This is a genomic window from Methylobacterium terrae, from assembly GCF_003173755.1.
Taxonomy (GTDB): domain Bacteria; phylum Pseudomonadota; class Alphaproteobacteria; order Rhizobiales; family Beijerinckiaceae; genus Methylobacterium; species Methylobacterium terrae.
Genome location: NZ_CP029553.1, coordinates 5,991,152 through 6,012,067, shown reverse-complemented (window position 1 = coordinate 6,012,067; position 20,916 = coordinate 5,991,152). Strand labels below are relative to the sequence as shown.

The following is a 20,916-nucleotide window of genomic DNA, read 5'->3' as shown; positions in this document are numbered from 1 at the left end:
GCGGCGCCACCCTTCAGCGCGAAGCTGTTAGGTCTTGCAGGGAGAGGAGGGCGCGCAGCGGCGGGGAGCTCGCCCGCGATCGTTCGGCGTGTCTAACCGGGAGGGCGAGGCTGCCTTGTTACAGCATGTTTCGAACTGTGTTCGCTCTGTATGGGCGTTTTGCGACAGCGCTGTGAAGGTTGACGGCGGGCTGCCGGAGCCGCTCTCGGGCGCGCGGTCGTAGACGTCGCTCGTTCGCGGAAAGAAGCCCGGCCGGCTCGTTTCCCAGGCGTCACGTCCGCGGAGAGGCACGGGCAAGGCACGCCGCCGCCGGATCGTCGCGACGAGCCTGACACCCCCGGTCGTTTCCGGGCCGCGAAAGCGGAGCCCGGAATCCAGAAATCACAGGTGGTTCAGACATGAGCGGGCCGCGCTCCGCATCGCCCTGCACGACTTGCGGTTCTGGATTCCGGGCTCTCGCCTTCGACGAGCCTCGGGAGGACGCGGAGAGTGCCGGCTCCGGTGCGGCACACGAAGCGAGCGGATCGACCGCATCGGATTCGTCGTCATGTCGAATAGAATAAATATTCGATAGGCCACCCCGGGCTCTCCGGCTGCGCCGAACCCCGGGATGACACGGAATATCGAAAACCGAGCGGCGAATCCGGCCCGCCCTTACTGCGTCCCGCCCTTCGCTTCCTTCTGGAACTCCTCGATCACGTCCTTGCCGACGCGCTTCGCCATGTCGGCGGTGACCGGCTCGAGTGCCGCCTTCCAGGCCGCCTTCTCGTCGGGGGTCAGCTCGATGAAGGTGGTCTTTCCGGACTTCTTCATCTCGTCGAGGGCGTCGGCGTTGTCCTTGTCGGCGACCTGGTTGGCGTAGACGGTCGCCTCCTTCATCGCCTTGTCGAGCTCGGTCCGCACCTCGGGCGGCAGGCCGTCCCAGAACTTCTTGTTGGTGATCACCGCGTAGCCGATATAGCCGTGATCGGAGAGCGTGATGTATTTCTGCACCTCGTGGTGCTTCTGGGTGAACATGTTCGAGGGCGTATTCTCCGAGCCGTCGACCACGCCGGTCTGCATGCCCTGGTAGACCTCCGAGAAGGCCATCACCTGCGGGATCGCGCCGAGCGCCCGGAACTGCGCCTCCAGCACCTTCGAGGACTGGATCCGCATCTTCTGGCCGCGGAAGTCGGCCGGCATCCGCAGCGGCTTGTTGGCGCTCATCACCTTGAAGCCGTTGTCCCAGTAGGCCAGCCCGGTGATGCCCTTCGACTGCAGCTTGTCGAACAGGCGCTTGCCGAGCGCGCCGTCGGTGACCCGCCGCAGGGCCGCCTTGTCGGGCAGGATGTAGGGCAGGTCGAAGACCTCGAACTCCTTGGCGCCGAGCGGCCCGAACTTCGCCAGCGAGGGCGCCAGCATCTGCACCGCGCCGAGCTGGAGCGCCTCGACCTCCTCCTTGTCCTTGAACAGCTGCGAGTTCGGGTAGACCTCCACCTTCACCTTGCCGTTCGTGTACTTCTCGGCCAGTTCCTTGAACTTGTCGGCGCCGCGGCCCTTCGGGGTGTCCGGCGCGACCACGTGGCTGAACTTGATCACGATCGGCGCCTGCGCCAGCGCCGCCCCCGACAGGAGCATCAGGGCAGTGCCGGCCGCGAGGGCGCGGCGGGTCAGAGTCAGCATGGCGTTTCCTCGTCCTCGTTCTGGTTTGGCCGCGAGGCTGACAGTTCGGGCCCGCCGGCGCAATGCGCCGATCGCCTAACCCCCGGATTCCGCCTCCATGTGGACTTGGCCGTTGCAGGCCGTCCAGCCGCGAAAGCCCTCGCCCTCCCGCCGTCCCGCCACCGCGAAGCGTGCGCCCGCGATCATCGGCGCGACGCCGCGGTAGCGGAACCGGGCCGGCACCCGGCCGAGGCGCGCGGCCGCGAGGTTGAGGAGCAGGCTCGCCTGCATCGGCCCGTGCACCACCAGGCCGGGATAGCCCTCGACCTGCGTGGCATAGGGGTGATCGTAGTGGAAGCGGTGGCCGTTGAAGGTCATGGCCGAGTAGCGGAACAGCAGCACGGAATTGGCCTCGACCGACCAGGCCGCTTCGTCCTCCGCCGGGGCGGGCTTTGCCGCCGGCGCGGCGTCGCCCGGCCGGCTCGCCTCGCGGTAGACGATGTCCTGCCGGTCGCGGATCGCCGGGCCCCGCTCGGTCAGGTACTCGTGCCGCACGGTGACGAAGCACAGCGTGCCGGTGCGGCCCCGCTTCACCTGGACGTCCGAGACCGTCTCGCGCCGCACGACCCGGTCGCCGACGCGCAAGGGGGCCAGGGTCTCGACCTCGCCGCCGGCCCACATCCGCCGCGGCAGCGGCACCGGCGGCAGGAACCCGCCCTTCGCCGCGTGCCCGTCGGGCCCGAGCGCGTCGGCGGCCGGCGTCTCGGGGGCGAGGCACCAGTGGAGCGCCAGCGGGGCCTCGCCGTCGGCCACCGGGGCGAGGTGGGGCGCCAGCGTCGCCCGGTACTCGGCCACGAGGCGCGGCGTCACGAAGTCCTCGACCTCCCGGGTCCGGCCGATCCAGCCGCGCAGGTGGTCGATGTCAATCTCGGGCATCACGGTGTCCTCAGTCCCTCGGCCGCGCCGTACCGGCGTCTCCACCGTATATCGGCCCCTCTTCGCGCCTGCACACCTGCCGCCTGGACCGCGCCCCGGCCCGGTGCTTAACTTCCTGTCAACAAAGACCAAGGTGGAGACGTCACGTGGCTGCGCAGCACAGGTGCATCGCGATCGTCGGTCCGTTCCAGAGCGGCAAGACCGCCCTGCTCGAGGCCATCCTCCATCGCACCGGCGCGATCGACCGGCCCGGGCGCGCCGGTGCCAGGGTCGGCGACACCTCGCCCGAGGCACGGGCCCACGGCATGAGCGTCGAGCCGGCCTTCGCCACCGCGCGCTTCCTCGGCGAGGCCTTCACCTTCGTCGATTGCCCGGGCTCGATCGAGTTCGGCCACGACCTCGCGGCGGTGCTGCCGGCGTGCGACGCCGCGATCGTGGTCTGCGAAGCCGACGAGCGCAAGCGGCCGGCCCTGGAACTGACCCTGCGCACGCTCGAGGCCGCCGGCATCCCGCGCCTCCTCTTCATCAACAAGGCCGAGACCGCGGCGGGTAGCTTGCGCGACGCGCTGGCGCTGCTCCAGCCCGCCTCGCGGGTGCCGCTGCTGATGCGCCAGATCCCCTTGATCGAGGGCGAGGCGGCGGTCGGCTTCATCGATCTCGCGCTCGAGCGCGCCTTCATCTGGCGCGAGCAGGCGCAGAGCGAGGTGGTGGCCCTGCCCGACGGCGAGCTGCCGCGGGAGAAGGCCGAGCGCTACACGATGCTGGAGCGCCTGGCCGACCACGACGACGCGCTGATGGAGGATCTGATCGCCGAGGTCGAGCCGCAGGCCGACCGGGTCTTCGCCGATCTCGCCGACGAGCTGCGCCGGGGCCAGGTCGTCTCGGTGCTGTTCGGCTCGGCCGAGCACGGCCACGGCATCACCCGCCTGCTGAAGGCGCTCCGTCACGAGGCGCCGGGCCTGCCCGAGACGCGAGGGCGCCTCGGCGTCGCCGAGGAGGGGGCGCCGCTGGTCCAGGTGATGAAGACCCTGCATACCGGCTTCGGCGGCAAGCTCTCGGTCGGCCGGGTGCTGCGCGGCGTCGTCCGCGAGGGCGAGGGGGTGACGGGCGCGGGCGGCGGCACCGCCCGGGTGGCGGCGCTGACCCAGCTCGCGGGGGCGGCCGGCAGCCGGCTCCCGGAATTGCGGGCGGGCGAGGTCGCGGGCCTCGCCAAGCTTGATCCCGTCGCCACCGGCGAGACCCTGACGACCGGCCCCGAGGCGCCCGGCGCCCTCGTGGACCTGCCGGCGCCCGAGCCCGTCCACGCCCTGGCTTTGCGGGTGCGCGACCGCAAGGACGACGTCCGCCTCTCGGCCGCCCTGACGAAGCTCGCCGAGGAGGACCCGGCGCTGATCGTCGAGCACCGCGCCGAGCTCGGCGACCTGCGCCTGTCGGGCCAGGGCGAGATGCACCTGCGGGTCGCGGTCGAGCGGCTGGCCTCGCGCTTCGGCATCGGGGTCGAGACCGAGCGGGCGCGGGTCGCCTACCGCGAGACGGTCCGGGGACCCGCCGAGGCGCGGGCGCGGCACAAGAAGCAGACCGGCGGCCATGGCCAGTTCGCCGACGTCGCCCTGGCGGTGCGGCCGCTGAAGCGGGGCGAGGGCTTCTCGTTCGAGGACGAGGTGGTGGGCGGCGCGGTGCCGCGCCAGTACATCGCCTCCGTCGAGGCCGGCGCCCGGGCCTTCACCGCCAAGGGGCCGCTCGGCTTCCCCGTCGTCGACATCGCCGTGACGCTCAAGGACGGCGCCGCCCACGCGGTCGATTCCTCGGACGCCGCCTTCCAGGCCGCGACGCGCCTGGCGCTGGAGGACGCGCTCGCCAAGGCCGGGCCGGTGCTGCTGGAGCCGATCCTGGCGGTGTCGATGGCGGTGCCGAGCGGCGCCACCGCGAAGGCCACCGGCCTCGTCACCGCCCGCCGCGGCCAGATCCTCGGCTTCGATGCCCGCCCCGGCTGGTCCGGCTGGGACGTGGTCGACGCGCTGATCCCCGAGGCCGAGATGACCGACCTGATCGTCGAATTGCGCTCGGCCACCGCGGGCGTCGGCACCTTCACCACCCGCTTCGACCATCGCGCGGAGCTGACAGGCCGCGCCGCCGACGCGGTGCTGGCGCGCCAGCCGGTGCGCAAGGCGGGGTAGGACCCCCTACACGACGTGATCCGGCGCCAGCGCGCAGGCCGGTCCTCCCGCCAGTTCCACCTGCAGCGTCACGTGGGCGATGCCGAAGCGGCGGCGCAAGGTCGCGGCGCACTCGTCGAGGAAGGCGTTGCCGGGGTGGCCGTCGGGCATCACCAGGTGGGCGGTGAGCGCCGTCTCGGTGGTGCTCATCGGCCAGACGTGGAGGTCGTGGACCTCCGCCACGCCCGGGCGCCCGGCGAGGCAGGCCCGCACCTCGGCCGGGTCGATGCCCGGCGGCACGGCGTCGAGGGAGAGCACGACGCTGTCGCGCAGGAGCCCCCAGGTGCCGGCGACGATCACCGCCACGATGACGAGGCTGGTCACCGGATCGACCCAGGTCCAGCCGGTCCACAGGATCACGAGGCCCGCCACCACGACCCCGGCCGAGACCGCGGCGTCGGCCAGCATGTGCAGGTAGGCGCCGCGCACGTTGAGGTCGCCCTTGCGGCCGGACGCGAACAGCCAGGCGGTGATCCCGTTCACCGCGATGCCGATCAGCGCCACGATCGTGACGGTCAGGCCCGGGACGGGGGCGGGGGCGCTGAACCGCTGCACCGCCTCGAGCGCGATGGCGCCGACCGCGACCAGCAGGAACACCGCGTTGAACAGGGCGGCGAGGATCGAGGACGAGCGCAGGCCGTAGGTGAACCGCGCCGTCGGCCGGCGCCGGCCCAGCGTCGCCGCCGCCCAGGCGACGACGAGGCCGAGCACGTCGGACAGGTTGTGGCCGGCATCGGCGAGCAGCGCCACCGAGTCGGTCAGGAACCCGTAGGCGCCCTCGATCAGCACGAAGCCGGTGTTGAGCGCGATGCCGATCGCGAAGGCGCGGCCGAAATTCGCCGGGGCATGGACGTGGCCGGGGCCGTGCGCGTGGCCTCCGCCGTGGTGACGGTGACCGTGATCATGGCCGGAGTGATCATGGCCGGAGTGATCATGGCCGGAGTGATCGTGTTCGCCGTGCGCGTGGTCGTGGTGCTGGCCCATGCCCGGTCCCTGATCCTGCGCCCGGGCCGTTCCGGGCGGGCGCGCCCGTATCTTTAGGGCGGACCCCGCGGGACGGCGAGCCCCGCGGGGTGGGAGCCTCAGCCGGCGGCGAGGCGCAGGGCCGCCTCCGTCAACGCCCCGTCAGGCCGGATCATCTGGTCGAGCACCGTGAAATGGTCGTCGCCCGGCAGCGGCAGGAGGTCGCCGGGGAGCCCGGTCCCGGCCCAGGCGGCCTGGTAGACCTGCGACTGGCGGCACAGCTCCGGCAGCTCGCCAGCCCCATACGCCACGGTGAGCGGCCCGGCTTGGGCCGGCAGGTGGCGGATCGGCGAGAGCGCCGCCACCTCGTCGTCGGTGAGATGGAGGGCGTCGTCGAGGGCCGTGCGGCGGATCGGCGCGAGGTCGAAGACGCCGGAGACGGCCAGCCCTGCATCGACTTCGGGACAGGCCATGGCGAGCGCCGCGAGGTGGCCGCCAGCCGACCAGCCCGAGACGACGAGGCGCGGCGGGCTCGCATGGGCCCGCAGGCGGGCCAGGGCCGCCGGGATCTCGGCGCAGAGCGCCGTCATCGTCGCCTCGGGGCAGAGGGTGTAGCCGATCATCGCCACGTCGAGGCCGCGCGCCAGCGGGCCCTCGGCGAGCGCCGAGAAGCCGTGCTTGTCGTTGCGCTGCCAGTAGCCGCCGTGGATGAAGGCCAGCAGAGGCGCTCCCGCACGGCCGCAGCGGAAGAGGTCGAAACGCTGCCGCACGCCGTGGCCGTAGGGCTGGTCGAGCTCGCCGGCATTCGCCTCGCGAAAGGCCGCGCTGCGCTCGCGCAGGCCCGCCATGAAGGCGCTGCTGCCGGCGACCGCACCGGAATTGTCGTAGGCCCTGCTGAGCGTCGCGCGGTCCATCCCGCGCCAGTCGCCACCCGCCATCGTCGTCCTCCGAGAGAGTTTCGAAGCGTGTCCGACCGGCAAGAACAGTCCCACGGATTCTTCTTCATCCCACCCGCGACCTCATCCTGAGGTGCCGGAGGCCTCGAGGGAGGGGTCCGGAAGTCTCGGCGATCCCCGGGGCCCTCCTTCGAGGCTCCCGTCGGTCGCACCTCGGGATGAGGTCGCGGGCGGGAGGACGCGTCTCGTTCCGGTCGGACAAGCTCCCTGCGGGACGATAACCCATGAACGGCAAGGGGCGGCCCCGCGCCGCGCGCAGGGCCGCCCCCTTTTTCTGATGGCCGGGGCCTTGAGGGCCCCGGATGGTCGCTTACTCGGCGGCCTGGAGGGCCGGGACCGGGCCGATCTCGTCCTCGAGCGGCATCGGGTTGCCGTCGAGGGCGGCCTTCAGGCGGTCCATGTCGACCTCACCTTCCCAGCGGGCGACCACGATGCAGGCGACCGCGTTGCCGATGAAGTTGGTGAGCGCCCGGCACTCCGACATGAAGCGGTCGATGCCGAGGATCAGCGCCATGCCGACGACCGGCACGGAGGGGACCACCGCGAGGGTCGCGGCGAGGGTGATGAACCCTGAGCCGGTGACGCCGGCCGCGCCCTTGGACGAGAGCATGGCGACGAGGAGCAGCAAGGCCTGCTCGCCGTAGGTGAGGGGCGTGTCCGTCGCCTGGGCGATGAACAGGGCCGCCATGGTCATGTAGATGTTGGTGCCGTCGAGGTTGAACGAGTAGCCGGTCGGGACCACCAGGCCGACGACGGGCTTCGAGCAGCCGGCACGCTCCATCTTCTCGAGCAGCGAGGGCAGGGCCGACTCGGAGGACGAGGTCCCGAGGACGAGCAGCAGCTCCTCCTTGATGTAGCGGATCAGCTTGACGATCGAGAAGCCGTTGTAGCGGGCCACCGCACCGAGGACGAGGAAGACGAAGATCGCCGAGGTCAGGTAGAACGCGCCGACGAGGTAGGCGAGGTTGGCGAGCGAGGCGATGCCGTACTTGCCGATGGTGAAGGCCATCGCGCCGAAGGCGCCGATGGGAGCGACCTTCATGATGATGTGGACGACGCCAAAGATCGCCTCGGACAGGATCTTGATGAAGTCGAGGACCGGCTTGCCGCGCTCGCCGAGGAAGGCGAGGCCGAAGCCGAACAGCACCGAGAAGAACAGGACCTGCAGGATCTCGCCGCCCGAGAACGCACCCACCGCCGTCGACGGGATGATGTTCATCAGGAAGTCGGTGATCGTCTGCGTCTTCGCCTTCTCGGCGTACATCGCGATCTGCTTGGGATCGAGCGACTTCGGATCGATGTGCATCCCTGCGCCCGGCTGGACGAGGTTCGCAATGATCAGGCCGACGATCAGCGCCAGCGTCGAGAAGGTGAGGAAGTAGACCAGCGCCTTGCCGCCGACCCGGCCGACCTTCTCGAGGTTGGTCATGCCGGCGATGCCGGAGACCACGGTGAGGAAGATCACCGGGGCGATGATCATCTTGACGAGCTTGATGAAGGCGTCGCCGAGCGGCTTCATGTCGGCGCCGAGCTGCGGGTAGAAGTGCCCGAGCGTGATGCCGATCGCGACCGCGACCAGGACCTGGAAGTAGAGGGTCTTGTAGATCGGCTTGGGCTTCGGCGGCGCGTGCGGCGCGGTCAGCGGCGACGGGACGGTGGTGGCCATTGGACGTTCTCCCTGCATGGCGGGTGACGGGACGGCGTTGGCGGCGGTGAGCCGCGGTGACGCTCTTGCTCTTGGCCGCGAGGCAGGGTCTGCCTCGCAGCGATCATCGACCTTTTCGCGGTCCTGCCGGGCACCGGCGGGCCGCGGACGGATACACAATGGCAACCGGCGTGCCAGCCGGCGGAAAATCGCAATTTTTTGTTAAGTGACGACCAATAAAAGGCTTTTTCAAAACCTGGAGGAGACGTCCCGGTGGAACCTTCCGGTGTGCCGCAACGTCGACCGCGGAACCGTGCGGAAATCCGCAACGCCCCGGAGCCGGGTCCGCCGCCCCGCCGGGCGGCCCCGGCCGGCTGGCGCGCGTGGCTGCGCTCCCCGGCGCTGCCATGGACCTTGAGCCTCGCGGCGGTGCTGGCGGCCGCGATCGTCGCCGGCCGGATCGCCGAGCGGGCGGCGCTCGCCGACCTGCGGCGCTCGGCGAATTCCACGCTCGCGCTCCAGGTCGCCGCGTTCCGCACCGAGATGCAGAAGCAGGGCTCGCTGCCGCTGGCGCTCGCGAGCGACCCGGAGATCGCCGCGGTGGTGGGCGCCTCCCCGGATCCGGCGCTCATCGCCCGGGTCGACGACCGCCTGGCCGAGATCGCCCGCGCCTCGGGGGCGGCCGTCATCTACGTCATCCGCCGGGACGGCACGGCGGTGGCGGCGAGCAATGCCGGCGAGCCGGGCAGCTTCGTCGGCGCGGTCTACGCGTTCCGGCCCTACTTCCAGCAGGCGCTCGCCGAGGGGGCGGGCCGGCAATTCGCGCTCGGCACCGTCAGCGGCCGGCCCGGCCTCTATCTCAGCCGCCGGGTCGCCGGGCCGGACGGACGGACCGGGGTGGTGGTGGTCAAGGTCGAGTTCGACGCCATCGAGGACGCCTGGCGCGATTCCTGGACGAAGGGCGGCGAGACCGTGATGGTCACCGATCCCCGCGGCATCGTCCTGATGGCGAGCGAGCCGGCCTGGCGCTTCGGCACGATGCGGCCGGTGCCGGACGAGGAGCGCCGGCTGATCCGCGAGCGGCTCGAATTCGGCGCGGCGCCGCTCAGCCCCCTGCCGCTCTACCCCTCCTCGGACGGCTCGGGCCTCGTGCGGGTCGGCAGCGGCGCGCAGCCGGCGCGCCTGGCGCTCCCCCTCGACGCCCCGATCCCGGGCACGACCTGGCGGCTCCATACCCTGACGCGGATCGGCGTCGCGGTGGCGCGCGAGCGGGTCCAGGCCCAGGTCATCGCCGGCCTCGCGGTCGGCCTCGCCTGCCTCGGCCTCGCCGAGATCGTCGGCCGGCGCCGGCGCCTGCGGGACAGCCTCGCCGAGGCGGCGGCGCGGCGCACCGAGCTCGAGGAGCGGGTGCGGGCGCGGACGCAAGCCCTCACGGAAGCCAACCAGAAGCTCAAGGCCGAGATCGCCGAGCGACGGCGCGCCGAGGCCGACCGCCAGCGCCTCGGGCGCGAGCTCGCCCATGCCGGGCGCCTCGCGGCCTTAGGCCAGTTCGCCGCCAGCATGGCGCACGAGATCAACCAGCCGCTCGCCGCGATCCGCTCCTACGCCGACAATGCCGGCATCCTGATCCAGCGCGGGCGGCTGCCGGAGGCGGCCGAGAACCTGTCGGCGGTCGGCCGCCTGACCGAGCGCATCGCCGGGCTGACGCGCCAGCTCAAGGGCTTTGCCCGCAAGGCCTCCGGGCGCCGCGACCCGGTGGCGCTGGTGAGCGTGGTGCGGGCGAGCCTGGAGGTGGTGGAGGGGCGGCTCTCCGGCATCGACCTCGCCCTCGCGCTTCCCGAGCCCTCGCCTTATGTCCTGGGGGAGGGGCCGCGGCTGGAGCAGGTCGTGGTCAACCTGGTGCAGAACGCCCTCGACGCCGTCGCGGGCGCGAAGAATCCACGCATCGCCGTGACGGTGCGGGTCACGGGGGAGCGCGCGGTGCTGGAGGTGGGCGACAACGGCGGCGGGCTGCCGGACGGGGGAGGGCAGGTCTTCGACGCGTTCTTCACCACCAAGGCCAACGGCCTCGGCCTCGGGCTGGCGATCTCGCGCGGCATCGTCGAGGATTCCGGCGGCACGCTCTCGGCCGGCGCCTCGCCGGAGGGCGGTGCCCTGTTCCGGGTCGATCTGCCGCTCGCCCCCGCCGGCGCCGGAGGTCCCCCCGCATCGACCGGAGCCGCCGCATGAGCTCAAGCGCCAACCGCGTGGTCTTCGTCGACGACGAGGAGGAGGTGCGCCGCGCCAACGGCCAGAGCCTCGACCTCGCCGGCTTCACGGTCGAGACCCATGCCGACGCCGAATCGGCCCTGCGGGCGATCCTCGCCGATCCACCGGGCGTCGTCGTCACCGACGTGCGCCTGCCGGGGCTCGACGGGCTCGGGCTGTTCTCGGCCCTCCAGGAGGCCGATCCCGAATTGCCGGTGATCCTGATCACCGGACACGGCGACATCACCATGGCGGTCCGGGCGATGCGCTCGGGCGCCTACGACTTCCTGGCCAAGCCCTACCCGGCCGAGACCCTGGTCGCCTCGGTGCGCCGCGCCCTCGAGCGCCGCAGCCTGGTGCAGGAGAACCGCAGCTTGCGCGCCCGCCTCGACGCCGCGGTGGCGGAGGACCCGGCCTTCCTCGGCATCTCCCCGGGCATCACCCGCCTGCGCCAGTTCGTGCGCGAGGTGGCGCAGGCCGACGTCGACGTCATGGTGCTGGGCGAGACGGGATCGGGCAAGGAGGTGGTGGCGAGCGCGCTCCACCGCTGGAGCCGCCGGGCCAAGGGCAACTTCGTCGCGATGAATTGCGGGGCGCTCCCCGACACGGTGGTCGAGAGCGAGCTCTTCGGCCACGAGGCCGGCGCCTTCACGGGCGCGCTCAAGAAGCGGGTCGGGCGCATCGCGCATGCCGACGGCGGCACGCTCTTCCTCGACGAGATCGAGAGCATGGCGCTCACCATCCAGGTCAAGCTCCTGCGGGTGCTGCAGGAGCGGGTGGTGGAGCCGCTCGGCACCAACGCGATCCAGCCCGTCGACATGCGGGTGGTGGCCGCGACCAAGATCGACCTCGGCCAGGCCGCGGCCCAAGGCACGTTCCGCGACGACCTCTACTACCGGCTGAACGTCGTCTCGGTGGCGATCCCCCCCTTGCGCGAGCGGCGCGAGGACGTGGCGCTGCTGTTCGAGCACTTCCTGCGCAAGGCCGCCGCCCGCTTCAGCCGCGAGCCGCCGCCGGTGACCCCGGCGATGCGCGAGCACCTGAGCCGGCACGACTGGCCGGGCAACGTGCGCGAGCTCGGCCACTTCGCCGAGCGCTGCGCGCTCGGCTTGAATCCCACCGGCCCGGCCGTGCCTGAGCCCGCGAAGGCGGCGACGCTCGCCGAGCAGATGGACCGCCACGAGCGCGGCCTGATCCGCGACGAGCTGATCATGGCCGGCGGCGACGTGCGGGTGGCGGCCGAAGCCCTCGGCACGCCGCGAAAGACCCTCTACGACAAGATCGCCCGCCACGGCCTCGACCCGAACGATTACCGCTAGGAGCGCTTCGGCGGAGCGGACCGGAAGGAGATCCGGGAGAGGGTGAGGCCTGCGGACGGCCCAGCGCCCCCAGCAGCACGGCCGAGCCCGGCCGTCGTGCGCGGCGATCGGCCCGGCTGCGCGAGGAGCCGATCTCGGCGCCATGCCGATATTCCAGCATCCCGGCTGCCATGACCAGGGCGGATGAGACGCGAACCCTCGTCGTGGCTTCTCGACGTCAGATCGGGATCGGGAACGCGGCCGACTGCTTGACCGTCTGCATGGGAATGTCGGTCTTGATGCTACGCAACCCCCTAATCCGGGCAAGGTGTTCGATCTGAAACCGCCGGTAGGCGTCGAGATCCTTCACCAGCACGCGCAACAGAAAATCGCAATCGCCCGCCATCAGGTGACACTCCGCCACCTGCGGCAGCTTCTGCACTGCCGCAACGAATGCGCTGACCGTTTCCTCGTCCTGCCCCGTCAGCCAGACCCGCGCGAAGATGGTCATTCCGAGGTCGATCTTGGACGGGTCGAGCTGGGCGGTGTAGCCGGCGATCACGCCCGCCTCCTCCAGCCGCCGGACCCGCCGCAGGCAGGGGGACGGGGACAGCCCGACCTCCTGCGCGAGGTCGACGTTCTGCAAGCGGCCGTCGCGCTGCAAGGCGCTCAGGATCCGGCGGTCGATGGCGTCGAGCTCCATCGGCACACCATGCCCTCGAACCCATCGCTAGCGCAACAAAATTGCGCCTTGGAGCCCCTTGCCGTCGTAGAACGCAACCAACTGCCGAAGGCGCCGGCGTAGACTGCCTCGAGAGAAGGGTGGGGCATGACAGGCTTGGACGTTGGCATCACGGAGGACGCGGCCACCGGGCGCGGCGCTGAACTCCTGCGGGGCGCAACCGCCGCGCTGCCGGTGATGGTGGGATTTATCCCCTTCGCACTGGTGCTGGGGGCGCAGGCGGTCCGGAAGGGCATCAGCCCCATCGAGGTGCCGCTGATGACCGGCCTGAACTTCGGCGGCGGCTCAGAGTTCGCCGCCGTCGAGTTGTGGACCTCGCCGCCTCACCTCCTGCTCATCGTGGCGATGACGTTCCTGGTGAACAGCCGCCACCTGCTGATGGGGGCGGCGCTCGCCCCGCATCTGCGCGACCTGCCCAGAAGCCGCACCCTCCCGGCCCTCTTCTTCATGTGCGACGAGAGCTGGGCCATGGGGCTGGCCGATGCCAAGCGACGGGCGAGCGGGTTCAGCCTGCTCTACTACCTCGGCGTTTCCGCCGGGCTCTACCTCACGTGGGTCGTCTTCACGGCGCTGGGTGCGCTGCTCGGGCCGACGATCGGCGACGTCACCGTCTACGGGTTCGACATGGCCTTCCCGGCCGTGTTCCTGGTGTTGCTGCGCGGCATGTGGAAGGGGGCCAGGGCTGCTGCGCCGTGGCTGATCAGCCTCGTGGTCGCCGCCGCCGTCCACCTGCTCTTGCCGGGAGCCTGGCACGTCGCCGCCGGTGCGCTGTCGGGCGTGACGTGGGCTTACGCTCAGGCGGGACGGGCACGATGATCCAGACCTCGACCCTTCTGACGATCGGCCTGATGGCGCTGGTCACGTACCTAACGCGCATCCTCGGCTACGTCGCCCTACGCGATCGCGCGCTGAATGCCCGCACGACGGCGGTTCTCGATGCCGCGCCCGGTTGCGTGCTGATCGCGGTGATCGCCCCGGCCTTCGTGGTGAACCGACCGGCGGACCTGGTCGCGCTGGCGGTCACGCTGGCGGCGGCGACGCGCCTGCCCTTGCTGCCCACCGTCCTGATCGGCGTCGCGGCAGCCGGCCTGCTCCGACATCTCCTAGGTTGAGGACGCGATGCAGACGGCGGATGATTGGATTGACGGCCCGCACGGGCGGCTGTTCGCGCGATCCTGGACCCCCGACACACGGGGCGCGGGCGAGCGTCCGAGCTTTCTCCTGTTTCATGAGAGCCTTGGTTGCGTCGAGGTCTGGCGCGACTTCCCGGAGCGGCTGGCCTCCGCCACCGGCCTGCCGGTCGTCGCCTACGACCGGCTCGGGTTCGGCCGGTCGGACCCGCATCCCGGCATTCTGCCGCTCGACTTCATGCAGGACGAAGCCGCCGGCGCCGTCCCCGCCCTGATCGCTCGGCTCGGCCTCGGCCGGTTGATCGCGTTCGGTCACAGCGTCGGCGGCGCGATGGCGGTTGCCACCGCCGCCCGTGATCCCGACCGCTGCGCCGCCGTCATCACCGTGGGGGCACAAGCCTTCGTCGAGGAGCGCACCCGGACCGGGATCATCGAGGCGCGCCGCGTGCTCCGGAGTCCCGATCAGCTCGCACGGATCGCCCGATACCACGGCGACAAGGCGCGGTGGGCTCTCGATGCCTGGACGGAGACCTGGCTCGATCCGGCCTTTGCCGGCTGGACCCTCGATGAAGATCTCGCCCGCGTGCGTTGCCCGCTGCTGGCGCTCCACGGCGACCGGGACGAGTACGGCTCGCGGGCCTACCCTGACCGCATCGCACGCCACGCTGGAGGACGGTCCGAGGTCGTGCTGATCGAGGATTGCGGGCATGTCCCGCACCGAGAGCGGCCGGATGCGGTGCTGCAAGCGGTCACGCGGTTTCTCGGCCGGTGCGCCGTCCCGTAAGCCGGCCCCAGGATCACGCCCGCTTCAGTCCGCGACCCGGACGTCCAGAACCGACCGGCGGAGTTACGCTGTCCATGCTCGGCCGCCCTTTACCAAGGGTCGGTTTCGACCCCTGTCGCACCGTCCGACGGCATCATGATCGGCTGATGCTTGAGGCGCCGGCTCGACGCTCGATGATTCCGGATCCCTCTCCGTCATTCCGGAGCCGCGAAGCGAAACCAGGGATGTATGACGGGGAAGGTGCCGGTTCGATCGGCTACGCCGGCCAGGCACGCTTGAAGGAGGGCTTGGATCGGGCGATCATCGCGCCGTACCGGACACCCCATACGCCCCCCCAAACGCGAAGAGCCCGGCCGTGAGGCCGGGCTCCGCTCCGTCGAAGGTGACGGAAGTTCAGGTCTTAGTACGAGCCGAACTTGTAGTTCAGGCCGGCGCGGACGACCGCGAACTCGGTCTCGCGACGGTACAGGTTGGCCGGGCCGACCGACACGACGCCCGGCGAGAACACCGAGTACTGCGTGCCGTTCAGGGTCTGGGCGAACACGCCGTTGTTGCGGTTGCCCTGGTCGAGCTTCACGTACAGGCCTTCGACCTTGAGGGTCACGGCCGACGAACGGAAGAAGTTCAGGAACGAGTCGGTGGGCAGGGCGTACTCGACGCCGCCGCCGACGGTCCAGCCGGTCTGGAAGTCGTCGCGCGAAGCGTTGGTCAGGCCGAAGTCGCGACCGCCGCCCGAGCCGTAGGCGAAACCGCCGGTGGCGTACACGAGGGTGCGGTCCCAGGCGTAGCCGAGACGGCCGCGCACGGTGCCGAAGAAGTCCAGGCCCGAGATGCCGTTCGGGTTGAACACCAGGGCGCCCGGAGCGACGCTGCCGCCCGGCACGGTGGCGAAGGCGAAGCGGTTGCGGCTGCGGCCGAAGTCGACGTACTGGGCGTCGGCCTCGATGCCGACGACCACGCCCGAGCCCGGGGTGAACTGGTAGTTGTAGCCGATCTGGCCGCCGCCGACGAAGCCGTCGTTGCTGTTGCGGTTGTTGAAGGCGACGACGCCGGTGGTCGGGACGCCGGCGGCGGTCACGAACACGCTGCTGGCGGCGTTCACGCCGGCCGGCACGCCGATCACGGTCGGGGCGCGGGTGTCAGCGGTGTTGAAGCCGTAGCCAGCGTTGAAACCGGCGTAGAAGCCCGTCCAGGTGAAGACCGGCACCGGCGTGAAGACCGGCGGCGGGGCGACGCGGCGCGGCAGGTCCGCGGCCGAGGCGGCGGCGGTCAGCGCGGTGAAGGCAGCGAAAGCACTCAGGAGTTTCTTCATGATGGTCCCCAGCAGGTTCCCCGATCGAGGTGAAGCTAGACCATTTCCGCCGGGTACGATGTAGCAGTTCAGCCACATCGGTGCGGCAACGACACGGACCGCCCGAGCGACGACGGGGAAAAGTCAAGCCTGCCGGCAAACGATCCAGCGGATCCCACAGGCTGCGTGGCGCCGGTTCGGGCAGCGCGCACAGGTCTTTCGTCGTCAGGTCGCGGCCTTCAGATCGGCGGCGTGCCGTTGGCGGCGAGCGCGGCCCCGGCGAGGTAGAGCGAGCCGCAGATCAGCACCCGGGGCGGGCGCTCCCAGGCCCGGTCGCGCAGCGAGACCAGGGCGGCCTCGAGGCTCGGCGCCGTCGCGGCGGAGAGGCCGACCCGCCCGGCGATCTCCGCGACCTCCTCGGCCGGCCGCGCCGCCATCTGGCCCGGCAGCGGCACCGCCACCAGGAAGCGGGCGAGGCCGGAGAAATTGGCGAGGAAGCCCTCCGCGTCCTTGGTGCCGAGGAGCCCCGAGACGAGCACGAGCGGCGCGTCGCCGCGCTCCTGCAGGTCGGCCATCGCGGCGGCGAGGATGCGCCCGCCGTCGATGTTGTGGCCGCCGTCGAGCCAGAGCTCCGCGCCCGGCGGCACCAGGCCGGCGAGCCGCCCCTGGCGCAGGCGCTGCAGCCGGCCCGGCCACTCGATCGCCGCCAGCCCGGCCTCGAAGGCCTCCGTCCCGATGTCGCCGAAGCCCGACGCCCGCAGGGCCGCGATCGCCGTGCCGGCATTGACGATCTGGTGTCGCCCGGCGAGCTTGGGCCGGGCCAGGTCGAGGAGCCCGTCCTCGTCCTGGTAGACCAGCCGGCCGCGCTCCTCGTGGGCGGAGAAGTCCTGGTTGCCGACGAGGATCGGCGCGGCGCCGACCGCCTCGGCCCGGGCGCACAGGACCGCGTCGGCCTGGGCGTAGTCCTGCGGGGCGATCACCGCCGGGCAGCCGCGCTTGAAGATGCCGGCCTTCTCGCCCGCCACCGCCTCGACGGTATCGCCGAGATACTCGGCGTGGTCGCGGCCGATCGGCGTCACCACGGCGCAGGCCGGCCGGTCGATGACGTTGGTGGCGTCGACCCGGCCGCCCAACCCCACCTCCAGCAGCAGCACGTCGGCGGGTGCCTCGGAGAACAGCAGCAGGGCGGCCGCGGTGGTGATCTCGAACACCGTGATCGGCGCCCCGGCATTGACCGCCTCGCAGCGGGCGAAGGCCTCGGCCAGGCGCTCCTCGGGCACGAAGCGGCCGCCGCCGACGGCGCCGATGCGGATGCGCTCGTGGAAGCGCACGAGGTGGGGCGAGGTGTAGACGTGGGCCGAGAGCCCGCCGGCCTCCAGGATCGCCCGCATGGTGGCGATGGTCGAGCCCTTGCCGTTGGTGCCGGCGACGTGGATCACCGGCGGCAGGCGCCGCTCCGGATGGCCCAACGCCGCGAGCAGCCGCTCGATCCGGCCGAGCGACAAATCGATGGTGCGCGGGTGCAGCGCCAGGAAGCGCGCCATCAGGGCGTCGGAGGATTCCATCGGGGCGTTCCGTCCGTCCCGCCGCCAGGCGGGCGGCGGGACGCGAGGAGGGGCGAGGAGGGAGAGAAACGGGCGCCGCGAGGGCTCAGGCCGGGACGGGCCTGGCCTCGGCCCTCGCCTCGACCTTGGCCTCCGCCCGGGCCTCGGCCGGCGCCTCGACGGCCGGGCCCTCCGCCGGCACCTGCATCAGCAGCCCGCACAGGCGCGCGATGGTGCCCTTGAGGTCGCGCCGGTGCACGACCTGGTCGACCATGCCGTGCTCCTTCAGGTACTCGGCGCGCTGGAAGCCGTCGGGCAGCTTCTCGCGGATGGTCTGCTCGATCACCCGCGGGCCGGCGAAACCGATCAGCGCCCCGGGCTCGGCGAGGTGCACGTCGCCGAGCATCGCGTAGGAGGCGGTCACGCCGCCGGTGGTCGGGTTCGTCAGCACCACCAGGTAGGGGAGGCGGGCGGTGTTGAGCCGGCGCACCGCCACCGTGGTGCGGGGCATCTGCATCAGCGATAGGATGCCCTCCTGCATCCGCGCCCCGCCGGAGGCCGCGAACAGCACGTAGGGGGTGCGCTTCTCGAGCGCCGTCTCGGCGCCGCGCACGAAGGCCTCGCCGGCCGCCATGCCGAGCGAGCCGCCCATGAAGCCGAAATCCTGCACCGCCAGGGTCATCGGCAGGCCGGCGACGCGGCCGAACCCGATCTTGAACGCGTCGGTCATGCCGGTCTTGGCGCGGGCATCCTTGAGCCGGTCGGCGTAGCGCTTCTCGTCGCGGAACTTCAGCGGGTCGGCCGGCGCGTCGGGGAGCGGCACGTCGAGCCAGGTGCCCTGGTCGAACATCAGCTTCAGGCGCTGCTGCGCGGTGATGCGCAGGTGGTGCTCCGAGCCCGGGATCACCCAGCCGTTGGCCTCCACCTCCTTGTGGAACACCATCTGGCCGGTCTCCGGGCACTTCACCCAGAGGTTCTCCGGCGTCTCGCGCTTGAACAGCGTCTTGATCTTCGGGCGCACGACCTCGGAGATCCAGTTCATCGCCTCGACCATGATCGCTCCTCGGTCGTCGGAATCGTGTTCGGTGATATGGGGTCTGCGGCCTCAGCCCGCCCGGCCGGCGCGCACGCCGGCGGCGAGATCGCGCACGAGCGTCGTCACCGCCTCGACCGAGCCCGCACCGGCCCGGCCCTCGCCATCGAGGGAGCGGGCGAGCGCGTCGACGATCGCCGAGCCGACCACCACGCCGTCGGCGCCCCGGGCGATCGCGGCGGCGTGCTCGCCGGTCTTGACGCCGAAGCCGACCACCACCGGCAGGTCGGTGTGGCGGCGGATGCGCGCGACGGCGCCGGCCACGGCGCCGAAATCCGGGGTCGCCGTGCCGGTGATCCCGGTGATCGAGACGTAGTAGACGAAGCCCGTGGTGTTCGCGAGCACGGCGGGCAGGCGCGCCTCGTCGGTGGTCGGGGTGGCCAGGCGGATGAAGGCGAGGCCGGCCTGGAGCGTCGGCAGGCAGAGCTCGTCGTCCTCCTCGGGCGGCAGGTCGACCACGATCAGCCCGTCGATGCCGATGGCCTTGGCGTCCTCGAGGAAGCGCGCGACGCCGTAGGTGTAGATCGGGTTGTAGTACCCCATCAGGATCACCGGCGTGCCAGTATTCTCGGCCCGGAAGCGGCGCACCAGGTCGAGGGTGCGCTCCAGGGTCTGCCCGCCCTTGAGCGCCCGCAGGCCCGCCGCCTGGATCGCCGGCCCGTCCGCCATCGGGTCGGTGAAGGGCAGGCCGAACTCGACGATGTCGGCCCCGGCCTCCGGCAGGGCGCGCAGGATCTGGAGCGAGGTCTCGGGGTCCGGATCGCCGGCCATCACGTAGGTGACGAGGGCGGCGCGGCCCTCCGCGCGGCAGCGGGCGAAGGTGTCGGCGAGGCGGGTGGTCATCGGGGGCGACCTTGGACTGGGCCTTGGGGGGCGGCGCGGCGCTCCCGGACGGGCGCGCGCCGCGGACGGGCGGAACGGATCGTCGCGCCTACACCATCGGGGGCCGCAGATAAAGTTTCAGGCGGGCGGGGACCCGCCCGCCGCCTCGCGCAGCAGGGCCGAGAGCGTCACCGAGCCCTCGCCCGAGCCGTCACTCACGCCGACGCGCTCCTGCCCGCTCGCCAGCATCAGCGCCAGCGCGTCCTTGAGCGAGGCGCCGGGACCGAGGCGCGGCGCGGCGCCGGCGGGGCCCGGCTCGGCATGGTCGCGGGCCGGCAGCAGCGAGAGGCGGCGCAGGAGCCGGTCGGCGCCGACGAACCGGGCCGCGAAGGCGTCGGCGGGGGCGGCGAGCAGGGTCGCGGGGGCTGCGACCTGGACGAGCCGGCCCTCGCGCATCAGCGCCACCGCGTCGCCCATCCGCACCGCCTCGTCGATGTCGTGGGTGACCATCAGCACGGTCTTCCTCAGCCGCACCAGGATCCCCCGGACCTCGTCCTGCAGGCGGGTGCGCGCCACCGGATCGACGGCGCCGAACGGCTCGTCCATCAGCAGCACCGGCGGGTCGGCGGCGAGCGCCCGGGCGACGCCGACGCGCTGGCGCTGCCCCCCCGAGAGCGCGTCCGGCCGCCGGTCCCGGAACTCGCCGGGCTCGAGGCCGACGAGGTCGAGCATCGCGTCGACCCGCTCGGCGATCCGCGCGCGCGTCCAGCCCAGCAGCCCCGGCACGGTGGCGACGTTCTGGCCGACCGTCCGGTGCGGAAACAGCCCGACGCCCTGGAGCACGTAGCCGATACCCCGGCGCAAGGAGATCGGGTCGAGCCCCGCGACGTCGCGCCCCTCGACCAGGACGCGGCCGGCGCTCGGCGCCACCAGCCGGTTGACCATCTGCAGAGCCGTCGACTTGCCGCAGCCCGACGGGCCGATCAGCACGCAGGTGGTGCCGGCCTCGACCGCGAGGTCGAAGGCGTCGAGCGCCGGCCGGGCCTGGCCGGGATAGGTCTTGGCGGCCCCTTCGAAGCGGATCATCGGCGCGCCTCTCGCTTCGGAAAGCCCGGCCGGGCTCAGCAGCCGTGGCAGATCGACCCGAGGGTGCGCTTCATCCGGGCGTCCCACGCCTTGTCGCGGGCGGCGGTGGCGGCCTGGGCCTTGCGGAGGGTTTCGCCCGCATCGGCCTTGGCGGGCGCGGGCTTCGCCGCGGCCTGCGCCCCGTCGACCCGGCGCGGCTGGCGCCGGCCGGAGGCGGCAGCGGCGCTCGCGTCGGGCGCGGCGACGGCGGAGGGCGCGGTCCCGAGCGGGGCGGGGGTCTCGGTCTGCGCCGCGGCGGCGCCGGCGAAGGCCAGGAGCGGAGCGGCGAGGAGGGTGGCGGCGAGGAGGAGGCGCATGGCGGGGTCTCGGGGCCGCCCGCGGGGTCGCGGGAGGCCGGATACGGGAAAGGTGGCCGACACCTTTGCATTTTTCGGCCCGGCGCGACACCGGCGCCGATCGGCGCATCCGGCGTCCATGGCCGCGCCTCCACGGCCGCTCCTCCATGCCGTCGCGCGGGAGGCC

The 20,916-nt window shown here is 72.1% G+C and carries 19 protein-coding genes; 7 read left to right on the top strand and 12 right to left on the bottom strand.

Features of this window, described 5'->3' with window-relative positions; genetic code table 11:
* Positions 1-654 precede the first annotated feature (654 nt).
* A complete protein-coding gene (locus DK419_RS27670; protein ID WP_109961913.1) occupies positions 655-1,662 on the bottom strand; it encodes a TRAP transporter substrate-binding protein in 1,008 nt (335 codons plus the stop codon).
* A gap of 75 nt (positions 1,663-1,737) precedes the next feature.
* The gene (locus DK419_RS27665) at positions 1,738-2,577 is read right to left on the bottom strand and encodes an HTD2 family dehydratase (protein WP_109961912.1); all 840 of its coding nucleotides are present in this window, start codon (positions 2,575-2,577) and stop codon (positions 1,738-1,740) included.
* Positions 2,578-2,723: 146 nt separating this feature from the next.
* Here DK419_RS27665 and DK419_RS27660 point away from each other — a divergent pair, with 146 nt between their 5' ends.
* Complete coding sequence (locus tag DK419_RS27660; protein WP_109961911.1) at positions 2,724-4,754, top strand: elongation factor G; 2,031 nt, start codon at positions 2,724-2,726, stop codon at positions 4,752-4,754.
* A 6-nt stretch (positions 4,755-4,760) separates the two neighbouring features.
* Here the strand turns inward: DK419_RS27660 and DK419_RS27655 are convergent, their stop codons facing one another.
* Entirely contained in the window at positions 4,761-5,582 is an 822-nt protein-coding gene (locus tag DK419_RS27655; RefSeq protein ID WP_245442754.1) for a cation diffusion facilitator family transporter, read from the bottom strand.
* Between the two features lie 57 nt (positions 5,583-5,639).
* Between DK419_RS27655 and DK419_RS30095 the strand changes: the two genes are divergently transcribed.
* A complete protein-coding gene (locus DK419_RS30095; protein WP_245442753.1) occupies positions 5,640-5,834 on the top strand; it encodes a hypothetical protein in 195 nt (64 codons plus the stop codon).
* A gap of 41 nt (positions 5,835-5,875) precedes the next feature.
* Here the strand turns inward: DK419_RS30095 and DK419_RS27650 are convergent, their stop codons facing one another.
* The gene (locus DK419_RS27650; protein WP_109961909.1) at positions 5,876-6,694 is read right to left on the bottom strand and encodes an alpha/beta hydrolase; all 819 of its coding nucleotides are present in this window, start codon (positions 6,692-6,694) and stop codon (positions 5,876-5,878) included.
* 328 nt (positions 6,695-7,022) lie between these two features.
* Complete coding sequence (locus DK419_RS27645; protein WP_109961908.1) at positions 7,023-8,378, bottom strand: dicarboxylate/amino acid:cation symporter; 1,356 nt, start codon at positions 8,376-8,378, stop codon at positions 7,023-7,025.
* Positions 8,379-8,771: 393 nt separating this feature from the next.
* Between DK419_RS27645 and DK419_RS27640 the strand changes: the two genes are divergently transcribed.
* Both DK419_RS27640 and DK419_RS27635 read left to right on the top strand, forming a co-directional pair.
* Positions 8,772-10,586, top strand: coding sequence for a sensor histidine kinase (locus tag DK419_RS27640; RefSeq protein ID WP_342587206.1), 1,815 nt, complete (start codon positions 8,772-8,774; stop codon positions 10,584-10,586).
* Entirely contained in the window at positions 10,583-11,923 is a 1,341-nt protein-coding gene (locus DK419_RS27635; RefSeq protein ID WP_109961907.1) for a sigma-54-dependent transcriptional regulator, read from the top strand. The genes DK419_RS27640 and DK419_RS27635 overlap by 4 nt, the downstream gene beginning before the upstream one ends.
* A 217-nt stretch (positions 11,924-12,140) precedes the next feature.
* On the opposite strand, the gene DK419_RS27630 is transcribed toward DK419_RS27635, so the two are convergent.
* Entirely contained in the window at positions 12,141-12,605 is a 465-nt protein-coding gene (locus tag DK419_RS27630; protein ID WP_109961906.1) for an Lrp/AsnC family transcriptional regulator, read from the bottom strand.
* 126 nt (positions 12,606-12,731) lie between these two features.
* Between DK419_RS27630 and DK419_RS27625 the strand changes: the two genes are divergently transcribed.
* From DK419_RS27625 to DK419_RS27615, 3 genes are read left to right on the top strand one after another with little or no spacing between them, the layout of a single operon-like run.
* Positions 12,732-13,460: an AzlC family ABC transporter permease gene (locus tag DK419_RS27625; RefSeq protein WP_109961905.1), complete on the top strand. Its 729-nt coding sequence runs from the start codon at positions 12,732-12,734 to the stop codon at positions 13,458-13,460.
* Entirely contained in the window at positions 13,457-13,756 is a 300-nt protein-coding gene (locus DK419_RS27620; protein ID WP_109961904.1) for an AzlD family protein, read from the top strand. The genes DK419_RS27625 and DK419_RS27620 overlap by 4 nt, the downstream gene beginning before the upstream one ends.
* A gap of 7 nt (positions 13,757-13,763) precedes the next feature.
* Positions 13,764-14,558, top strand: a complete 795-nt coding sequence (locus DK419_RS27615) for an alpha/beta fold hydrolase (RefSeq protein WP_109961903.1) — start codon at positions 13,764-13,766, stop codon at positions 14,556-14,558.
* A 400-nt stretch (positions 14,559-14,958) separates the two neighbouring features.
* Here the strand turns inward: DK419_RS27615 and DK419_RS27610 are convergent, their stop codons facing one another.
* The 6 genes from DK419_RS27610 to DK419_RS27585 form a co-directional block, all read right to left on the bottom strand.
* Positions 14,959-15,870, bottom strand: coding sequence for an outer membrane protein (locus DK419_RS27610; protein WP_109961902.1), 912 nt, complete (start codon positions 15,868-15,870; stop codon positions 14,959-14,961).
* A 218-nt stretch (positions 15,871-16,088) separates the two neighbouring features.
* Entirely contained in the window at positions 16,089-17,414 is a 1,326-nt protein-coding gene (locus DK419_RS27605) for a bifunctional folylpolyglutamate synthase/dihydrofolate synthase (RefSeq protein WP_109961901.1), read from the bottom strand.
* Between the two features lie 85 nt (positions 17,415-17,499).
* A complete protein-coding gene (gene accD / locus DK419_RS27600) occupies positions 17,500-18,447 on the bottom strand; it encodes an acetyl-CoA carboxylase, carboxyltransferase subunit beta (RefSeq protein ID WP_245442752.1) in 948 nt (315 codons plus the stop codon).
* Positions 18,448-18,498: 51 nt separating this feature from the next.
* A complete protein-coding gene (gene trpA / locus DK419_RS27595) occupies positions 18,499-19,329 on the bottom strand; it encodes a tryptophan synthase subunit alpha (RefSeq protein ID WP_109961900.1) in 831 nt (276 codons plus the stop codon).
* 117 nt (positions 19,330-19,446) lie between these two features.
* Complete coding sequence (locus DK419_RS27590) at positions 19,447-20,394, bottom strand: ABC transporter ATP-binding protein (protein WP_109961899.1); 948 nt, start codon at positions 20,392-20,394, stop codon at positions 19,447-19,449.
* Positions 20,395-20,429: 35 nt separating this feature from the next.
* Positions 20,430-20,750, bottom strand: a complete 321-nt coding sequence (locus DK419_RS27585) for a hypothetical protein (RefSeq protein WP_109961898.1) — start codon at positions 20,748-20,750, stop codon at positions 20,430-20,432.
* Between the last annotated feature and the right edge of the window lie 166 nt (positions 20,751-20,916).